General features: G+C 73.1%; 19 protein-coding genes. 7 read left to right on the top strand and 12 right to left on the bottom strand.

The annotated features are described in order from the left end of the window. The first annotated feature begins 216 nt into the window (after positions 1-216). Positions 217-1758: a S8 family serine peptidase gene (locus OOJ98_RS08015; RefSeq protein WP_267053926.1), complete on the top strand. Its 1542-nt coding sequence runs from the start codon at positions 217-219 to the stop codon at positions 1756-1758. A gap of 61 nt (positions 1759-1819) precedes the next feature. On the opposite strand, the gene OOJ98_RS08010 is transcribed toward OOJ98_RS08015, so the two are convergent. From OOJ98_RS08010 to OOJ98_RS07975, 8 genes are all read right to left on the bottom strand, one after another. Continuing rightward, complete coding sequence (locus tag OOJ98_RS08010) at positions 1820-2863, bottom strand: zinc-dependent alcohol dehydrogenase family protein (RefSeq protein WP_267053925.1); 1044 nt, start codon at positions 2861-2863, stop codon at positions 1820-1822. 48 nt (positions 2864-2911) lie between these two features. Continuing rightward, positions 2912-3589 carry a lysoplasmalogenase gene (locus OOJ98_RS08005; RefSeq protein WP_267053924.1) on the bottom strand — a complete coding sequence of 226 codons (678 nt, stop codon included), beginning with the start codon at positions 3587-3589 and terminating at the stop codon, positions 2912-2914. After that, a complete protein-coding gene (locus tag OOJ98_RS08000; protein ID WP_267053923.1) occupies positions 3586-4527 on the bottom strand; it encodes a sterol desaturase family protein in 942 nt (313 codons plus the stop codon). Before OOJ98_RS08000 ends, OOJ98_RS08005 begins: the two co-directional genes overlap by 4 nt. A gap of 176 nt (positions 4528-4703) precedes the next feature. Beyond that, positions 4704-5417 (bottom strand): VIT family protein, encoded by a 714-nt coding sequence (locus OOJ98_RS07995; protein ID WP_267053922.1) that lies wholly within the window; start codon positions 5415-5417, stop codon positions 4704-4706. A gap of 24 nt (positions 5418-5441) precedes the next feature. Beyond that, positions 5442-6668 (bottom strand): amidohydrolase family protein, encoded by a 1227-nt coding sequence (locus OOJ98_RS07990; protein ID WP_267053921.1) that lies wholly within the window; start codon positions 6666-6668, stop codon positions 5442-5444. Then, a complete protein-coding gene (locus OOJ98_RS07985) occupies positions 6665-8011 on the bottom strand; it encodes an amidohydrolase family protein (RefSeq protein WP_267053920.1) in 1347 nt (448 codons plus the stop codon). The genes OOJ98_RS07990 and OOJ98_RS07985 overlap by 4 nt, the downstream gene beginning before the upstream one ends. 13 nt (positions 8012-8024) lie before the next feature. Beyond that, entirely contained in the window at positions 8025-8909 is an 885-nt protein-coding gene (locus OOJ98_RS07980; protein WP_267053919.1) for an SDR family NAD(P)-dependent oxidoreductase, read from the bottom strand. Positions 8910-8911: 2 nt separating this feature from the next. Then, the gene (locus tag OOJ98_RS07975; protein ID WP_267053918.1) at positions 8912-9709 is read right to left on the bottom strand and encodes an acetoacetate decarboxylase family protein; all 798 of its coding nucleotides are present in this window, start codon (positions 9707-9709) and stop codon (positions 8912-8914) included. A gap of 122 nt (positions 9710-9831) precedes the next feature. Between OOJ98_RS07975 and OOJ98_RS07970 the strand changes: the two genes are divergently transcribed. The 6 genes from OOJ98_RS07970 (at position 9832) to OOJ98_RS07945 (ending at position 15425) form a co-directional block, all read left to right on the top strand. Then, positions 9832-10458 carry a TetR/AcrR family transcriptional regulator gene (locus tag OOJ98_RS07970; RefSeq protein ID WP_267053917.1) on the top strand — a complete coding sequence of 209 codons (627 nt, stop codon included), beginning with the start codon at positions 9832-9834 and terminating at the stop codon, positions 10456-10458. Positions 10459-10672: 214 nt separating this feature from the next. Then, positions 10673-11653: a DEDDh family exonuclease gene (locus tag OOJ98_RS07965; protein WP_267053916.1), complete on the top strand. Its 981-nt coding sequence runs from the start codon at positions 10673-10675 to the stop codon at positions 11651-11653. Positions 11654-11706: 53 nt separating this feature from the next. Further along, positions 11707-11940 carry a hypothetical protein gene (locus tag OOJ98_RS07960; RefSeq protein WP_100574681.1) on the top strand — a complete coding sequence of 78 codons (234 nt, stop codon included), beginning with the start codon at positions 11707-11709 and terminating at the stop codon, positions 11938-11940. Between the two features lie 59 nt (positions 11941-11999). Beyond that, positions 12000-12788 (top strand): SURF1 family protein, encoded by a 789-nt coding sequence (locus OOJ98_RS07955; protein ID WP_267053915.1) that lies wholly within the window; start codon positions 12000-12002, stop codon positions 12786-12788. A gap of 62 nt (positions 12789-12850) precedes the next feature. After that, on the top strand, positions 12851-14665 hold the full coding sequence (locus OOJ98_RS07950; protein ID WP_267053914.1) for a glycoside hydrolase family 15 protein: 1815 nt from the start codon (positions 12851-12853) through the stop codon (positions 14663-14665). A gap of 4 nt (positions 14666-14669) precedes the next feature. Beyond that, positions 14670-15425, top strand: coding sequence for an SDR family oxidoreductase (locus OOJ98_RS07945; RefSeq protein ID WP_267053913.1), 756 nt, complete (start codon positions 14670-14672; stop codon positions 15423-15425). 15 nt (positions 15426-15440) lie between these two features. Here OOJ98_RS07945 and amaP read toward each other — a convergent pair whose 3' ends face one another. Genes amaP through OOJ98_RS07925 form a run of 4 tightly spaced genes read right to left on the bottom strand, consistent with a single transcriptional unit; the run spans position 15441 to position 17257 of the window. Beyond that, positions 15441-16019: an alkaline shock response membrane anchor protein AmaP gene (gene amaP, locus OOJ98_RS07940; protein WP_267053912.1), complete on the bottom strand. Its 579-nt coding sequence runs from the start codon at positions 16017-16019 to the stop codon at positions 15441-15443. Positions 16020-16022: 3 nt separating this feature from the next. Continuing rightward, a complete protein-coding gene (locus OOJ98_RS07935; protein WP_267053911.1) occupies positions 16023-16715 on the bottom strand; it encodes a DUF6286 domain-containing protein in 693 nt (230 codons plus the stop codon). Continuing rightward, positions 16712-17062: an iron-sulfur cluster assembly protein gene (locus tag OOJ98_RS07930; protein ID WP_267053910.1), complete on the bottom strand. Its 351-nt coding sequence runs from the start codon at positions 17060-17062 to the stop codon at positions 16712-16714. The genes OOJ98_RS07935 and OOJ98_RS07930 overlap by 4 nt, the downstream gene beginning before the upstream one ends. Before the next feature lie 3 nt (positions 17063-17065). Continuing rightward, positions 17066-17257, bottom strand: a complete 192-nt coding sequence (locus OOJ98_RS07925; protein WP_267053909.1) for a hypothetical protein — start codon at positions 17255-17257, stop codon at positions 17066-17068. Positions 17258-17339: the final 82 nt, after the last annotated feature.

Genomic DNA, 17339 nt, shown 5'->3' with positions numbered 1-17339 from the left:
GTGGCGCGTTCCCCGGCCGGCGCGTGGCGCGTTCCGGGCGGCCCCCGGTGCGACTGCGCGACTTTCTGCGCGAACTCGGCCGAAGTCGTTGATCCGCCCGGATGATCGGCGATAGCTTCACTGCTCAATCCGCCCCGCCCGTGGCGGCCAGGCGGCCCGGCCGCCTTTTCCCACGACCGTACGTACCGAGAGTTCCGCCAACCCCATGGAGACCCCATGACGTTGCACATCTCCCGTACGCGCCGCGCCATCGCCGCATCGGCGGGTCTGGCCACCGCCGCCGCGCTCGCGCTGCTGCCCGGCACCGCGGCGGCCGCGCCCGCCGGGCCCCCCGGGGCGAGCACGAAGGCCCAGCAGACCGCCGGGCCGGAGCTGAGCTACATCGTCAACATCCGCCCCGGGCAGGGGAGTTCGGCCCGCATCCAGAGAGCGGTCGCCCAGGCGGGCGGCTCGGTCCTCCAGGCGTACGACCGGATAGGCGTCCTCGTCGTGCACTCCGCCAACGCGGACTTCGCGAAGACGATCCGCACGGTGCGGGGGGTCGATTCCGCGGGTGCGACGCGTACGGCGCCGCTGCCCACGCAGTCCACCACCGATGTGGGCGCCCCGAAGAACCTCACCGCGGAGCAGCTCAAGGCGGTCTCCGCGAAGGCGGCGCCCGGTGAGGACCCGCTGGAGCCGTTGCAGTGGGACCTGAAGGCGATCAAGGCGGACAAGGCGCACGAGAAGACCCTGGGCAGTTCCCGGGTGACCGTCGGGGTGATCGACACGGGCGTCGACGACACCCACCCCGACATCGCGCCCAACTTCGACCGGTCCAAGTCGGTCAGCTGCATCAGCGGCAAGCCGGACACCACGGACGGCGCCTGGCGCCCGTTCACCACCGGCGGCTCCCCCCACGGCACCCATGTGGCGGGCGAGATCGCGGGCGCCAAGAACGGCGTGGGCATCACCGGGGTGGCGCCCGGGGTGAAGATCGCGGCGATCAAGGTGTCGACGCAGGGCGGCAGCTTCTTCTACACGGAGGCCGTGGTCTGCGGCTTCATGTGGGCGGCCGAGCACCACATCGACGTCACCAACAACAGCTATTACACCGACCCCTGGTACTTCAACTGCACGAACGATCCCGACCAGAAGGCACTGGTCGAGGCGGTCACGCGGGCGTCGAGGTACGCCGAGTCCAAGGGCACGGTCAACGTGGCGGCGGCCGGCAACGAGAACTACGACCTGACGTCCGACTCGATCACCGACCCGTCGAGCCCGAACGACACCACCCCGGGCAGCCGGGTGATCGACCCGCGCACCTGCCTGGACATCCCGACCCAGCTGCCGGGTGTGGTCACCGTCGCGGCGACCGGCGCCAAGGGCCTCAAGTCGTCGTTCTCGAACTACGGTCTCGGCGTGATCGACGTCGCGGCCCCGGGCGGCGACTCGACGGCGTACCAGCCGCCGCAGGCCCCGGCCACCAGCGGTCTGATCCTGGGCCCGGTGCCCGGCGGGACCTGGGCGTACATGGCCGGTACGTCGATGGCGACGCCCCATGTGGTGGGCGTGGCGGCGCTCCTGAAGTCGGCCCACCCGCACGCGTCGGCGGCCGTGATCAAGGCCCTGCTCGCGGTCCAGGCGGACCGTACGGCGTGCACCTCTCCGTACGACATCGACGGTGACGGCACGCCGGACGCGGTCTGCGCGGGCGGGAAGTACTACAACGGCTTCTACGGGGCGGGCATCGTCAACGCCCTCAACGCCGTTCGGTAGCAAGCGAGTTGAGGGGGTCGCCCGCAGACGCGGGCGGCCCCTTCGGCTGCTCCCCTGCCGTCTACGGCTTGACCAGGACCTTCAGGGCGGTGCGCTCGTCCATCGCGCGGTAGCCGTCGGGCACGCCGTCGATGCCGACCGTGAGGTCGAAGACCGGGGACGGGTCGATGGTGCCGTCGAGGATGTCGGCGAGCAGCTCGGGGATGTAGGTGCGCACGGGGGCGACGCCGCCGTGCAGCGCGATGTTCCGGTCGAACATGACGCCGAGGTCGAGACCGGTGCCGCTGCCGTGCGGGACGCCGACGTAGCCGATGGCGCCGCCGTCGCGGGTGATGTCGACGGCGGTGCGCATGGACTGCTCGGTGCCGACGGCCTCGATGACGGCGTGGGCGCCGTGGCCGCGGGTGAGCGAGCGGACCGCGTCGACGGCGGCTTCGCCGCGCTCGGCGACGACGTCGGTGGCGCCGAAGAGCTTCGCGATGTCGGTACGCGCCTGGTGGCGCCCGAGCGCGATGATCCGCTCGGCGCCGAGCCGCTTGGCGGCGAGTACCCCGCACAGGCCGACGGCGCCGTCACCGACGACGGCGACGGTCGAGCCGCGCTTGACGCCGGCCCCGATCGCCGCGTGGTGGCCGGTGCCCATGACGTCGGAGAGCGCGAGCAGCGCGGTCAGCAGGTGGTCGTCGGAGGCGGCGTCGGCGGGGAGCTTGACGAGGGTGCCGCCGGCGAACGGCACGCGTACCGCTTCGCCCTGACCGCCGTCGGAGCCGACCGAGCCCCAGAAGCCGCCCTGGGGGCAGGAGGTGGTCAGCCCCTCGGAGCAGTAGTCGCAGGTGCCGTCGGACCAGACGAAGGGCGCCACGACGAGGTCGCCCTTGGCGAGGCCGCGCACCTCGGAGCCGGCCTCCTCGACGATGCCGAGGAACTCGTGGCCGATGCGCTGGCCGGGCTTGCGCGCGGACTCGCCGCGGTAGGCCCACAGGTCGCTGCCGCAGATGCAGGCGCGCAGGACACGGACGACCGCGTCGGTGGCCACCTGGACCTTCGGGTCCGGCACCTCCTCCACCCGGATGTCGTGGGGGGCGTGGATGACGGTCGCGCGCATGGTGCAGGTCCTTGCCGGTTCAGGGGTGGATCAGGTGGATCGGGTGGATCAGGTGGTTCGGGACTCTTCACGGTACGCCTGTGCGAGGAGTGCCTGTGCTCCGACGTAGGTCAGCATGATCCAGAAGTCGGGGCGCGGAAGCTGCGGCCAGTCGGCGACGCCGGTGGCGATGAGGGTGTCGGAGAGCAGGAACAGGGCGCCGCCGACGCCGACGAGCGGGCCGAGCCGCGAGGAGCGGTAGGCCATCGCCGTGAGCAGCAGGCTGTATCCGGCGACCGGGATCCGCAGCCCGGCGGGCAGGTCCGGCCAGAGCGCGGCGACGGTGGCCACGAGCGCGATCCCGTACGCCGCGCCGAGCCCGGGATGCGTGCGGCCCCGGCCGAACAGGACCAGGTAGCAGACGTGCCCGGCGGCGAAGCAGCCCATGCCGAGCAGGAAGGCGGCGTCGGCGCCCGAGAGCAGGAACACGTCGCCGCCCCAGCCGCACAGGAGGGCCGCGACGAGCAGCTTCGGCCCGCCCCGCGCGTAGACGTGCCCGGCGAGCAGCGGCATGAGGAGCGGCTTGGCGACCAGGTGCCCGGGGTGCCATCCGGCGAGCAGCGAGACGAGGTCGACGGCTCCGGCCAGCACGAAGGCGACGAGGAGCGGGCGGGCCGCGGCGGCGCGCCGGGCCGCCGCGCGCAGGGGCGCCCCGAGCGGGACGGCGTCCGCGCCGGTTTCGGTCATACGGCGCGCTCCGCCACGGGGGCCGCCCCGGCGGCGGTCCCGCCGCCCGCCCCCGTGGCCTGCGTCGCCGGTGCTGCCGGTGCTGCCGGTGCGGTGGCCGCCGCGGCCCTGGGCTGCCAGCCCGGCCCGCCGAAGACCCGGCCGGCCCGCTCGCCCCAGGTGCTCGCGGCGCGCACGTCGCGGGCGATGGCGGCGTACTCGTGGGTGGCCACGCGCAGCGGGTTGTAGGTGGCGATGTTCTTGGTGAGCCCGAACACGGGCCGCTCGGTCTCGGTGGTGAACGAGCCGAACATCCGGTCCCAGACGATCAGGATGCCGCCGAAGTTCCGGTCCAGGTAGCCGCCCTGGGAGGCGTGGTGCACCCGGTGGTGGGAGGGGGTGTTGAAGACGAACTCGAACGGCCGGGGCAGCTTGCCGACCCGCTCGGTGTGGACCCAGAACTGGTAGACGAGGTTGGCCGACGAGCAGAACGCGAGGACGGCCGGGTGCACGCCGAGCGCGATGAGCGGCACGTAGAAGGGCCACACGGTCCAGGTCGTCCAGGGCTGGCGCAGGGCGGTGGTGAGGTTGAACTTGCGGCTGGAGTGGTGCACCACGTGGCAGGCCCACAGGATCCGGATGACGTGGTGGCCCCGGTGCGACCAGTAGTAGAAGAAGTCCTGCCCGAGCAGCATCAGCGGCACGGTCCACCACAGCACGGGGATGCTGAGCGGGGTCAGGGCGTAGACGGCCGTGTAGATCGCGACGATCGGGATCTTCCACAGGGCGTCGAAGACGAGACTGCCCAGCCCCATGCCGACGCTGGTGGCGGCGTCCTTCGTTCCGTACCCGGCGGCGTCCTCGTCGGGATGGAGGCGGTAGCTCACCATCTCGACGACGGTGAGCAGCACGAAGGCGGGTATCGACCACAGCACGACATCGGGCAGGTTCGGCGACATGCCTGCACCGTAGGGGCGCGGTGGCGGGTCCGGCTAGATGTTGTTACCGACAAGTATGCGAGACGTGATGTCAGCAGCCTTTGGTGAGTTCTGCCAAGGGAGCGCCCCGGGACCGGCGCTCGGCAGCGGGATCGGCGCGTCCGCGCCGGGCCGGCCGCGCCGGCGGGCCCCGCGCCCTACACCCCCACCGCCCCCAGCAGCACCCCGGCCGCATAGGTGACCCCCATCGCCACCGCGCCCCCGCCCACGTTCCGCAGCACCGCCCGGTTCACCGGGGCCGAGCCCAGGCGGGCGCTCCACCAGCCGGTGAGGGCGAGGGCGGCCAGGACGGAGCCGACCGTCACGTAGAGGCGGACGGAGGCGGGGGGCAGGACGATGGCGAGGAGCGGGAGCAGGGCGCCCGCGGTGAAGGCCAGGAAGCTGGCCCAGGCCGCGTGCCACGGGTTGGTGAGTTCGTCGGGGTCGATGCCCAGCTCGACGCTGGCGTGGGCGCGCAGCGCGTCGCGTTCGGTGAGCTGGAGCGCCGCCTCGCGGGCCACCTCCTCGCTGAGCCCCCGGTCCGCCAACAGGCCGGTCAGCTCGGCCAGTTCGGCCTCGGGCGACTCCTTCAGCTCGCGCCGCTCCAGCGCGAGCGCGGCCTTCTCGGAGTCGCGCTGGGTGGAGACGGAGACGTACTCGCCGGCCGCCATGGACATGGAGCCGGCGAGCAGTCCCGCGAGGCCCGCCGTGAGGAGGGCCGAGCGGTCGTCCGTCGCCCCGGCCACGCCGACGACGAGACCCGCGGTCGAGACGATGCCGTCGTTGGCGCCGAGGACGGCGGCGCGCAGCCAGTTGAGCCGCGAGCCGAGCGCCCCGTTGTGTGCCTCGTCGTGCTGGTCGGAAGAGCTCATGCGGGGCAGGGTCTCACCCGGCCCTCACCACACCCGGACCGACCCGCCCGGCGCGAACGCGGGGCTCGTCGCCTCCGCGGGGATCTCCTTCAGGGGCTCGGCGATCTCCGCGACCGTGGGTCCGACGCGTGCCGCGACCCTGCTCAGGGCGGCCAGGTCGAAGCCGTAGACGCGGGCCGCGTTGCCGCCGACCATCGCCGTGACCTCCTCGCGCGGCACACCGGCGTAGGCGATCCGCAGTCCCTCGCGGGAGAAGGGCGTGGTGCCCTCGTCGTGCGGGTAGTCGCTGCCCCACATGATCTTGTCGAGGCCGATGCGGTCGCGCAGCGGCACCTCGTGCGGCCGCATGAAGCTGGCGCCGACGAAGCAGTTGTCCCGCCACACCTGGGAGGGGCCCCGGCCCATGGACTCCGCGAGCCCGGCCCCGAACTTGGACTCCGCCGTGGACGCCTTCGTCGCCGCCGCCACCAGACGTCCGTGGTAGTAGTCCAGCATGTCCAGGACGCCGGGGATCCACCCCGAACCCTGCTCGGTGAGCACGAGGTCGAGGGTCGGGTGACGGTCGAAGACCCCGCCGAAGATCAGATGCCACAGCGCCCGGTGCGAGAACCAGGTCGTCTCCACCATGAAGACCGCGCGCGCCGCCGGCTCCTCCCCCAGCGCCGGGGACGCGGACCCGCCGTGGTGGTTGACCGGCACGCCCAGCTCCGCGCAGACCGCCCAGATCGGGTCGTACACATCGGAGTAGAGCTCCGGGACCCCCGAGCCCGGCGGGGTGCCGGGCAGCAGGATGCCGCCGGTCAGGCCCGCCTCCTTGGCGCGGCGGATCTCGCGCACCGCCTCGTCGACGTCGTTGAGGAGGATCTGGGCCACGCCCGCCCGGCGTCCGGGCGCCTCGGCGCAGAAGTCGGCGAGCCAGCGGTTGTGGGCACGAAGGCCCGCCCAGCGCTGTTCGTACTCCTCGCGGGTCGGGGCCGGCGCCATGAGGGACGCCGAGGGGAAGAAGGGCGGGATCGTGTTGGGGAAGACGACCTCCGCGACGATGCCGTCCGCCTCCAGTTCGGCCAGGCGGCGGGCCGAGTTCCAGTTGCGGTCGGCCGTGTCGGCCATCAGGTCCTCGTACGGGTTGACGTAGGTCGCCGCCCACGCGTCGAAGGCGTCGTGGTACGCGGATTCCAGATAGGGCCGGTAGTCCAGGAGGTCTGCGCCGGCGTGGCAGTCCGCCGAGATGACCGTGTAGCGCTCGCTCATTCCGCCACCCCCAGGACCGGGAAGTCGTTGTCGGTCAGCCAGTGCCGGCCCACCTCGCGCGAGCGCGCCCAGGACGCCTCCACGGCCGACTGGTCCTCGGGCTGGCCCAGTTCGGCCGGGGTCGGCCCGATCCGGCGGGCGACCGGCGCGAGCCGGGCGGTGTCGAAGCCGAAGACCTCCGCCGCCGCGAGGCCGAGCATCCGCCGGGTCTCGCTCACCGGAATGTCGTGGAAGGTGGTGCGCAGCCACTCCCGGGTCCTGGGCCACGTGCCCTCCGGGTGCGGGAAGTCGGAGCCCCACAGGATGTTGTCGACGCCGATCTCGTAGCGCTGGGCCAGCTCGCGGCGCTTGGTGTTGGTGGCGCAGATGAAGATCTGCCGGTCGAGGTACTCGCTCGGCGGGCGCTTCAGCTCGGCGAAGGGCGACAGCTTCTTGCCGCCGTGCGCGCCGAGGTAGAGGCGGTCCATGAACCACAGCAGGTTGGGCAGCCACCAGCAACCCGACTCCGCCACACCGAACTTCAGCCCGGGGTGGCGTTCGAAGACGCCGGACCAGAGCAGGAACCACAGGGGGCGCGCGGGCCACCAGGTCACTTCGGAGACGTAGATGCCGAGGTGGTCGCCGTACTCGTGGCGCGGGGCAGCACCCGAGTGGGTCACGAGCGGCATCCCGGTCTCGGCGGCGGCCGCCCACACCGGGTCGTAGCGCCGGTCGTGGTACGGAGCCCTGTCCACCCACATGGAGGGGATCATCAGCGCGCCGAGGCCGGACTCCTTGGCCCGGTGGATCTCGGCGACGACCCGGTCGACCTCGCCCGTGACGGGCAACAGGGCGACGCCGCAGTGCCGTTCGGGACGGTGGCCGACGAACTCCGCGAGCCAGCGGTTGTGCGCCTGGGCGCCGCCCATGCCGAGGTCGGGGTCCTGGTCGCCGGAGAGGCCGAGGCCCACGCCGAAGGGCGCGGCGGTGCGGCTGTCGACGGCGTCCGCGTCGGGGAAGACGACCTCGGCGGCCACCCCGTCGCCGTCGAGCTCCTTCAGCCGCTGCGCCGGGTCCCAGCCCCCGCGCAGCCCTTCCTCGTTGTCGCTGAACCACCGGTCGGCGAAGGCCTCGTTGCGTACGCCGAGGCGGGTCATCTCCTCGCGGCGCCGGTCGCGCCCCGCGAGGAACTCGTCGAACTGCCGGTGGAACCGGGCGTCCAGATAGGGCCGGTACTCCTCGGTGGGGAGCCCGGCGTGGCAGTCGGAGGAGATGATCAGGTACGGGTCGTCCTGCGCGGCCTGCGGCGCTGTCTGCCGCCCCGCCGGCCGTGCGGCGTTCTGACTTGCCTGCTGTGCTGTCATCGCACGTCCCTCGTCAGTCCAGAATGAAGCGTTCCAGGTATGCCGGGTTCGCCCGGTCGAGCATCGATGCCGAGCGCGCCCTGATCTGCCGGTCGCTGTGCTCGCTCGCAGGGAGCATCCAGAACCGGTCGGCGCGGATCCCGTCGACGACCTCCTCGGCCACCGCCTCGACCGGGGTGAAGTCGATCTCCTGGCCGGCCGCCTTCATGGCCGCCTCCCACTGGCCGAGGCTGCGGTAGGGCGTCTTGCGCGGCCGTTCCTTGGCGTACCGCTCGGGCCGGTTGCGGTGCGACTCCCACAGGCCGGTGCGCAGCATGTGCGGCCCGGGGAAGAGCACCGAGGCGCCGACCGGGACGCCCTCCGCCTTGAGGTGCGCGTACAGGGACTCGGTCATCGTGACCACCGCCGACTTGGTGACCGCGTACACGGACGCCGTCGGCAGCGGGGCGATCCCGCCGTCGCCGGAGGAGGTGTTGACGACCCGGCCCGGCTCGCCGCCCGCGATCATCCGGGGCACGAAGGCCTGGATGCCGTGGAAGACGCCCCACACGTTGACCGCGAAGGCCCACTTCCAGTCGTTGACCTCGTGCTCCCACATGCGGCCCTCGGCGCCGGAGCCCACCCCGGCGTTGTTGCACAGCACGTGCACCGCGCCGAACGTCTCGTACGCGGCGTCCGCGAGCGCCCGCACCGAGTCCCGCTCGCTGACGTCGACGGTGCGGGCCAGCACCTCGGCCCCGTCCTCGCGGAGACTGCCGGCCGCCTTCTCCAGGGCGCCCTCCTCGACGTCGGCGAGTACGACCCTGAGGCCCTCGGCGGCGAACCGCCGCGCCATCGCCAGCCCGATCCCGCTCGCCGCGCCGGTGACGACGGCCACCTGCCCCTGCCTCAGCTCCATGCTCAGACGCTCCCCTCGGGCGGCCCGTCGAGGATCTGCTGCGGGTCGTCGTAGCGCTGGTGGATGTAGGGCAACAGGGCCTGGGCGCTGACCCGTTCGACGACGGTGCCCTTCTGGTCGGTGGTCTTCTCGCCGATGGTGATCTCGACGACGCGGCGCACCGCAAGGTCGGCGACCGGGTCGTACATCGACTCGCGCAGCACCACGTCGCCGGTGACCTTCTCCAGCTTGCGCACCTTCTCGTTGCGTACGCAGTGGACGAGGACGGGGTCGGCGTCGAAGCCCTCGCCGTCGACGGCCGGCAGGAACTTGAAGTAGAAGTCGGTCTTCCGCGTCGGCTCGGGCAGCGGCAGCGGGCCGTCCACCGCGCCGCGCACCTCGACGAAGGCGATGCCGTGCCGGGCGAGCGAGGCGCGTACGACCAGACCGTCGCGTTCGACGGCCACCTCGCCGAGCTTCTTCGGTTCGCCGAACACCTCGCGCCCGCCGATCAGGGCCCGCTCGTGGGTCATCGGCATGACCAGCGGATACCAGCCCTCCTGCCCGTCGTGCACGGCGGCGACCGCCACCGAGCCGGCGCCGAGCGGATAGCCGGGCAGGTCGACCTTGCTGATGTTGGCCCGCACCAGCGGGCGCTCGGCGGGCTTGAGCGGCGGCGGGAGCACCGCCGCGACCGCGTCGGGGTCGCTCTCCCAGACGGCCACCACGCCGGTCGACCAGATGTCGGGGAGCTGGGAACTCGCGGTGCGCGCGGCCTGGATCTCGGCCTCGGTGCGCGCCCCGTACCGTACGCGTGCCATGTCGTACCACCCTTCGCAGGCTGTTCCACACCGGTCACTTCCCGGGGTCTGTAACACAGTTACACCGAGCGCGATGAAGGGTAAAGGGCCGTGCGGGCACCAGAATTGAGGGAGCATCAGATATGGCGCGTGAGTCGCTCACCCGGGAGGAGATCCTCGTCGCGGCCGGATCCCTGGTCAGGCGGCACGGCCCGGCCGCCCTGACCATGCGGGGGCTGGCCGCCGAGCTGGGCACCGCCGTCACCTCGATCTACTGGCACGTCGGCAACCGCGAGTCGCTCCTGGACGCGCTGGTCGAGCGGACCGTCGAGGAGCTCGGCGAGATCCAGCCGCGCGGGCGCACCCCGGCGGCGCGCGTGGTGTCGGTGGCCCGCACCCTGCGCCGCGAGCTGCGGGCCCGGCCCCATCTCATCGCGATGGTGCACGAACGCGGCCTGACCGAGCGGATGTTCCTGCCCGCACAGCAGGCGCTGGTCCACGAGGTGCACGCGGCGGGGCTGCGCGGCGCCCGCGCGGCCCAGGCCGTGCGGGCCGTGCAGTTCCAGGTGGTGGGGTACGTCCTGGTCGAGCGCAACCGGGAGCGCGCCCCGCGGCAGCGCCCGGCCGAGGAGGAGCTGTGGCACACCGCGACCGCCGAGCAGGACCCGTCGCTCGCCCGCGCGCTGGCCGCACCGGCGGATCACGAGCGGCTGTTCACGGTCTCGGTGCGGGCACTGGTGGACGGGCTCCTGAGGGACCGGGAGGAGTAGCCGCGGGCCGGGCGAAGGGCCCCGCGGACGCGGGGCGGTGTGGGCCGGGCCTCATCGGGCCACCCGCACGGGTGGCGCGCGGGCTGCCGGACCGGCGGGCATATCGGTTGGTCCGGGCGCCAGTTGAGCGGCGCCGGCCCCCGGCGGCCGGCCCGGGGCGTTCGGTCCCGGCCACGGGCGCGGGCCGGGCTGTCAGTGCGGCCCCGTATTCTCTGTGACCATGCTCGACGACCTGACGACAGCAGCGACGTGGCCGGCCGCCTACCCACCGGGGTACGCGGTCGTCGACGTGGAGACCACCGGCCTCGCCCGCGACGACCGGATAATCTCGGCTGCCGTCTACCGGCTCGACGCGCAGGGCAACGTCGAGGACCACTGGTACACGCTGGTCAACCCCGAGCGCGACCCGGGCCCGGTGTGGATCCACGGGCTCACCAGCGATGTGCTCGAAGGCGCCCCGCTCTTCCCGGAGATCGCCGAGGAGTTCGCGGCGCGGCTCGACGGCCGGGTCCTGGTCGCGCACAACGCGATCTTCGACTGGCAGATGATCGCGCGGGAGTACGCGCGGGCCACGCGCACCGCGCCGGTCAAGCAGCGGCTGTGCACCATCGCGCTCTCCAAGGAGCTGGCGCTCCCGCTCCCCAACCACAAGCTGGAGTCGCTCGCCGCGCACTTCGGCGTCGTGCAGCAGCGCGCCCACCACGCGCTCGACGACGCGCGGGTGCTGGCGGAGGCGTTCCGGCCGAGCCTGCACGCGGCGGCCGCCGGCGGGGTGCGCCTCCCGCTCCTCGAATGCCGGCCGCTCACCGAGTGGACGGACACGCCGGCCACGCCGCGTATCGGCTACCAGGCCTCATACCGGGGCGGATCGGGCACCTGGCGGGCCTCGCGCAAGCGGCCCGCCTGCCCGCACCCCAACCCGGGGCGGTACGAGCCGGACCGGCCGCTGCAGCAGGGCATGCGGGTCGCGTTCTCCGGGGACACCTCCGTCGACCGGGAGCTCCTGGAGGACCGGGCCGTCGAGGCGGGGCTCCACGTGGCGACGAGCGTCTCGCGCCTCACCAGCCTGCTCGTCACCAACGACCCCGACTCGGCCACCTCCAAGACGGTCAAGGCGAAGTCGTTCGGCACGCCCGTCGTCGACGAGGCCGCCTTCACCCAGTTGCTCCGGGACGTGACACCGGCAGACGGGTGAGTGCCGGGCGCGGCGCCCACGGCGCGCGCCGCGCACCCTCCACCCTGTGGCGCATGGCACGTTGCGAGGTCTGCGGAAACGACTACGGGATGTCCTTCGAGGTGCACGCGCAGGGGGCGGTGCACGTCTTCGACTGCTTCTCGTGCGCCATCCACCGCATGGCGCCCATCTGTGAGCACTGCCGGGTCCAGATCATCGGCCAGGGGGTCGAGGTCGAGGGCTCATGGTTCTGCGGGGCGCACTGCGCCCGCGCGGAGGGAAAGGCGGGCATCGTCGACAAAGTCTGACCCCTGCGCTCCCCCACCCCACTCAGCGCACCCCATGGCCCGAGTTGTACGGTCATGGGGTGTACCGCTTCCTGTTGTCCCGGCAGTGGGTGCTCGTCACCCTTCTGGCCCTGGCTCTCATCCCCACGATGATCGAGCTGGGCTTCTGGCAACTGCACCGCCATGAGCACAAGGTCGCCCAGAACACCCTGATCGCCGACAACCTGAAGGCGCAGCCGGTCGCGGTGACCGAGCTGACCTCGCCGGGCCACACCGTGCCGCGCTCGGACTACTGGCGCAAGGTCAGCGCCACCGGCACCTGGGACACCGCCGACGAGGTCGTCGTGCGGCGCAGGACCGCGGCCGACGGCCGGGTCGGCTACCACGTGCTCACCCCGTTCGTCCTCGCCGACGGTCCCACCGTGCTGGTCAACCGGGGCTGGATCGCCGACAACGGCAACCAGCTGGACTTCCCCAAGATCCCGCCGCCGCCCCGCGGCAAGGTCACCATCACCGGCCGTCTGATGGCCGACCAGACGACCGCGGCCAGCGGCATCAAGGACGTCAAGGGCCTGCCGCCCCGGCAGGTCATGCTGATCAGCAGCGCCCAGCAGACCAAGGCGCTCGGCCGTCCGGTGCTCGGCGGCTACATCGAGCAGACCGCGCCCGAACCGCCGGACGACTCGCCCGAACTGATCCCGGCCCCCGACGACAGCTCCATCGGCCCGCACATGGCGTACGCCGTTCAGTGGTGGCTGTTCTCCGCCGCGGTGCCGGTCGGCTGGTTCATCCTCGTACGCCGGGAGAAGCAGGACCGCGAGGCCGCGAAGGCCGAGCCCGCGGTGGTGCCGGAGCACGCGGCCGCCTAGCGGGGAGTGGTGCGGGAGCCCGCGCTGCTTAGCAATTTGTCTGGCCGGGAACACGCCTTGGCGTGACCCAACGTACACAGCGCATCGAGGACTACGCCCTCATCGGCGATCTGCAGACCGCCGCCCTCGTCGGCCGCGACGGATCAGTCGACTGGCTCTGCCTGCCCCGCTTCGACTCCGCCGCCTGTTTCGCGGCGCTGCTCGGCGACGAGGACAACGGCCACTGGCGGATCGCCCCCGTCGAGGCCGGCCGGGCGGGCCAGTGTTCCCGGCGCGCCTACGCGGACGACTCGCTCGTCCTCGAGACCTACTGGGAGACCCGCACCGGCACGGTGAAGGTCATCGACTTCATGCCGCAGCGCGATGTCGCCCCCGATGTCGTCCGCATCGTGGAGGGCGTCAGCGGCACCGTCGAGATGGGCTCCGTCCTGCGGCTCCGCTTCGACCACGGCCATGTGGTGCCCTGGATGCGGCGCTCTGACGGGCACCGGGTCGCGATCGCTGGACCCGACTCGGCGTGGCTGCGCAGCGACCCCGAGGTCGAGACGTGGGGCCAGGACATGAGCACCCGCTCGTCGTTCACGGTCGGCGAGGGCGAGAAGGTCGCCTTCGTCCTCACCTGGCACGCCTCGCACGAGCCGCGCCCCGACCTCATCGACCCCTACGAGTCCCTGGAGCAGTCCCTCGCCGACTGGCGGGAGTGGGCGGGGCGCTGCCGCTACCAGGGGCCCTACCGGGACGCCGTGATGCGCTCCCTCATCACCCTCAAGGCCCTCACCTACGCGCCCACCGGCGGCATCGTGGCGGCGCCCACCACCTCGCTGCCCGAGGAGATCGGCGGCATCCGCAACTGGGACTACCGCTACTGCTGGCTGCGCGACTCCACCCTCACCCTCGAATCGCTGCTCTCCGCGGGCTACCTCGACGAGGCCGCGCAGTGGCGGGACTGGCTGCTGCGCGCCGTCGCGGGCGACCCGGCCGACCTCCAGATCATGTACGGGATCGCCGGCGAACGCAGGCTTCCGGAGAGTGAACTACCCTGGCTGAAAGGCCACTTCGGGTCGGCGCCGGTCCGGATCGGCAACGCCGCCGTCGACCAGCTGCAGCTCGATGTGTACGGGGAGGTCGTCGACTCGCTGTATCTGGCGCGCCGGGCCGGGCTCAAGAGCGAGGCACACGCCTGGAACATCCAGCTCAGCCTGCTCGGCTTCCTGGAGGAGCGGTGGCGGGAGCCGGACGAGGGCCTGTGGGAGGTGCGCGGGCCGCGCCGGCACTTCGTCCACTCCAAGGTGATGGCGTGGGTGGCGGCCGACCGCGCGGTGCGCACCCTGGAGGAGGAGCCCGCCCTGCGCGGCGACGCGGACCGCTGGCGGCGGATGCGGGACGCGGTGCACCAGGAGGTGTGCGAGAAGGGCTTCGACCCGGTCCGCAACACCTTCACGCAGGCGTACGGCTCCGCGGAGCTGGACGCGGCGACCCTGCTCATCCCGCGCGTCGGCTTCCTCCCCGCGGACGACCCCCGCGTGGTCGGCACCGTCGAGGCGATCCAGGCGGAGCTGGGCCAGGGCGGGTTCGTACGCCGCTACAGCACCGACGGGGAAGCCGCCGACGTGGACGGTCTGCCGGGCGACGAGGGCACCTTCCTGGTCTGCTCGTTCTGGATGGCGGACGCGCTGCGTCTGATCGGCCGTGAGAAGGAGGCGCGGGAGATGTTCGAGCGGCTCCTCACCCTCCGCAACGACGTGGGGCTGCTCGCCGAGGAGTACGACCCGGTGGCCGGCCGGCAGCTCGGCAACTTCCCGCAGGCCTTCAGCCACATCGGTCTCGTCGCCACCGCCTGCGCGCTGGAGCCGGACTGCGGCGACGAGGCAGGATAGGTCCATGGATCTTGGACTGAAGGACCGTGTGTACGTAGTGACCGGCGCCTCCCGCGGCCTCGGCCTGGCCGCCGCCCGCGCGCTCGTCGCGGACGGCGCGAAGGCGGTCATCACCGGCCGCGACGAGAAGACGCTGAAGGAGGCCGCCGCCGAACTCGGCCCCGGCGCGCTGCCGGTGGTCTCCGACAACGCCGACCCGGCGTCGGCGGGACGGCTCGTCGCCGCCGCCCGCGAGCACTTCGGGCGCTTCGACGGCCTCCTGATCAGCGTGGGCGGCCCGGCGCCGGGCTTCGTCGCGGACAACACCGACGAGCAGTGGCAGTCGGCCTTCGAGTCGGTGTTCCTCGGCGCGGTCCGCATCGCGCGCACGGCCGCCGGGGAGCTCGACGAGGGCGGGGTGATCGGCTTCGTGCTCTCCGGCTCCGTGCACGAGCCGATCCCGGGCCTGACCCTCTCCAACGGGCTGCGCCCCGGGCTCGCCGGGTTCGCCAAGTCGCTCGCCGACGAGCTGGGGCCGCGCGGCATCCGTGTCGTGGGGCTCCTGCCGGCCCGGATCGACACGGACCGGGTCCGCCAGCTGGACGAGCTGTCCGGGGACGCGGAGGCGACCCGCGCGGCCAATGAGGCGCGGATCCCGCTGCGCCGCTACGGCACCCCGGAGGAGTTCGGCCGCACGGCGGCCTTCCTGCTCTCCCCCGCCGCCTCGTACCTCACCGGCATCATGGTGCCGGTGGACGGCGGGGCACGGCACGGCTTCTGAGCCGGGGCGGCCCGCTCAGCTCACGCGCCGGGCGCGGTGTTTGACCGCGCGCAGCCGGACCTCGGCGGGCAGCTCCGCGAGCCCCGCCGAGTCCCGCGCGTGAGCGAGGGCCTGCCCGTCGAGGTGGACGAGGGCGGCGGCCGGCTGGGCGTGCGGTTCCAGGAGCATGGCCACGCGCGCGGCCGGCGCGGTCCGCTTGCCGACCAGGACGGCCTGCGCCCGCGCCACCCCGTCCAGCGTCTCCGCCTCGCCCGCGAGCACCGCTTCGAGGGCGCGGCCCCGCAGCAGCGCGCCCTCGCCGTCGCCGGAGTCCACCAGGACCTCGGCCAGCCGGGCCCGGCGCAGCTGCGCGAACAGCCACCACAGGGCGAGCAGTACGAGCAGCGCGAGGACGGCGATGACCACCGGCCACCACCAGTCCTGCTCGCGCCAGTGGTGGCGCCGGTACCGGCTCAGGAGCACCTCGTGCCGGGTGGCCCAGGGCCACCACGACGGCACGGGGGCGCCGAACCCGGCGGCGAGCACCGCGCCGCCCGCGAGGAACAGCACGAGGCCGACGAGGCCGAGCACTACCCGGTTGACCGTTCGCAGCATGGCTCAGCCCTTCCGTACCGGGCGGTTCACCCGCACCGCGAGTCCGGGCGGCCCGGCCAGGCCGAGCTCCCGGATCCCGGCGCCGAGCGCCGCGTCCAAGTCGGCCCGTACGTCGTCGAGTTCACGGAAGTGCGAATGGGCGCGCACCACGACGCGGCGGCGGCCCATGCGGACCCGCGCCGACTGGATGCCGGACACCTCCATCGCACGGTCCCGCAGCACGAGCGCCGCCGCGGCCCGGTCGAGCCCGGCGTGCACGGCGGGCGAGGGGCGCCGCATCGGCAGGATGCTCCGCAGCCCCGGGGTGACGGCGAGCACGACGAGCCAGATGCCGATGGCCGCCACGGCGGCGGCGCCGGCGAGGACCGCCACATCGTCGACGGGGTGGGTGGCCAGCCAGTCGGCGAGCCGCACCCGCCAGCTCATCGCGGAGCGGTGGGCGCGCACCGCGGCGACGTCGTAGAGCAGCAGCCCGGCCCCGGCCAGGATCACCAGCGCGAGCAACGCGGACGGCACCCGGCGGACCGACCAGAAGCGCCCGGCCCTGCCGCCCTCGCCGTCGGCGAGGACCGGCACCGCGTCGTACCCGGCGGCCGAGACGGCCTGGTCGAGGCCGGGGCCGTGGCCCGGCCCGTCGCCCTGCTCGATGACGGGCAGCCGCTGTGTGCCGTCCTCGCCTTCCTGCGGGTGGCTCATCGGATCCTCCCCCGGTTCGCCGTGCGCGCGTCCGCCGCGTGCAGACGCTCGATCTGCACCGCCACTTCGGGGACTTCCATCCCCGCCAACGCCCTTACCCGCTCGGCGACTTGGTGACGCACCGCGCGGCACTGGCCGCCGAGGTCGCCGGGGTAGCCGAGCTCGACACTGACCCGGACCCGGGCCGCGTCCTGGTGCACGGCGACATCGGCGCGCGGCGGCGCACCGCCCGCCGGGACCTCGCCGAGCGCCTCCCGCGCCGCCTGGGCGGCGATCTTCGCCACGACCCGGTCGGCGATCTTGGTGGCGCCGCGCTCGGCGGGCTCGATCCGTCCGGCCACCGCCATCGGTCAGCGCCGCCGGTCGCCGCGGTCGCGCGGGCGGAAGAAGTCGCCGGGTTCGAGGTCACCGTCCAGGAACCGGCCCGCCACGAAACCGATCGCGCCCAACGCCGCGATCAGCAGGAACGCCCCGAACCCGCCGAAATATCCGGCGAATCCGAGCGCCATGCCGGCCATCAGGCCAACCACCGCCATGCTCATGCTGAGCTCCTCGGTCCCATGAATCCCGACCCGTCAGCAGTCGGTGCGGAGAAGTGGAGAGGTGTGGCCCGGTTGGGCCATG

It is taken from the genome of Streptomyces sp. NBC_00083 (genome assembly GCF_026343295.1).
Taxonomy (GTDB): domain Bacteria; phylum Actinomycetota; class Actinomycetes; order Streptomycetales; family Streptomycetaceae; genus Streptomyces.
Note: the sequence above shows the minus strand (reverse complement) of the source record. Positions and strands in the feature narration are given on the sequence as shown.

Coding starts and splice junctions, on each gene's coding strand:
- OOJ98_RS07985 (WP_267053920.1), bottom strand. CDS start 8,011: ATGACAGCACAGCAGGCAAGTCAGAACGCCGCACGGCCGGCGGGGCGG.
- OOJ98_RS08000 (WP_267053923.1), bottom strand. CDS start 4,527: ATGTCGCCGAACCTGCCCGATGTCGTGCTGTGGTCGATACCCGCCTTC.
- amaP (WP_267053912.1), bottom strand. CDS start 16,019: ATGCTGCGAACGGTCAACCGGGTAGTGCTCGGCCTCGTCGGCCTCGTG.
- OOJ98_RS07970 (WP_267053917.1), top strand. CDS start 9,832: ATGGCGCGTGAGTCGCTCACCCGGGAGGAGATCCTCGTCGCGGCCGGA.
- OOJ98_RS07930 (WP_267053910.1), bottom strand. CDS start 17,062: ATGGCGGTGGCCGGACGGATCGAGCCCGCCGAGCGCGGCGCCACCAAG.
- OOJ98_RS08015 (WP_267053926.1), top strand. CDS start 217: ATGACGTTGCACATCTCCCGTACGCGCCGCGCCATCGCCGCATCGGCG.
- OOJ98_RS07945 (WP_267053913.1), top strand. CDS start 14,670: ATGGATCTTGGACTGAAGGACCGTGTGTACGTAGTGACCGGCGCCTCC.
- OOJ98_RS07995 (WP_267053922.1), bottom strand. CDS start 5,417: ATGAGCTCTTCCGACCAGCACGACGAGGCACACAACGGGGCGCTCGGC.
- OOJ98_RS08005 (WP_267053924.1), bottom strand. CDS start 3,589: ATGACCGAAACCGGCGCGGACGCCGTCCCGCTCGGGGCGCCCCTGCGC.
- OOJ98_RS08010 (WP_267053925.1), bottom strand. CDS start 2,863: ATGCGCGCGACCGTCATCCACGCCCCCCACGACATCCGGGTGGAGGAG.
- OOJ98_RS07975 (WP_267053918.1), bottom strand. CDS start 9,709: ATGGCACGCGTACGGTACGGGGCGCGCACCGAGGCCGAGATCCAGGCC.
- OOJ98_RS07925 (WP_267053909.1), bottom strand. CDS start 17,257: ATGAGCATGGCGGTGGTTGGCCTGATGGCCGGCATGGCGCTCGGATTC.
- OOJ98_RS07990 (WP_267053921.1), bottom strand. CDS start 6,668: ATGAGCGAGCGCTACACGGTCATCTCGGCGGACTGCCACGCCGGCGCA.
- OOJ98_RS07935 (WP_267053911.1), bottom strand. CDS start 16,715: ATGAGCCACCCGCAGGAAGGCGAGGACGGCACACAGCGGCTGCCCGTC.
- OOJ98_RS07980 (WP_267053919.1), bottom strand. CDS start 8,909: ATGGAGCTGAGGCAGGGGCAGGTGGCCGTCGTCACCGGCGCGGCGAGC.
- OOJ98_RS07960 (WP_100574681.1), top strand. CDS start 11,707: ATGGCACGTTGCGAGGTCTGCGGAAACGACTACGGGATGTCCTTCGAG.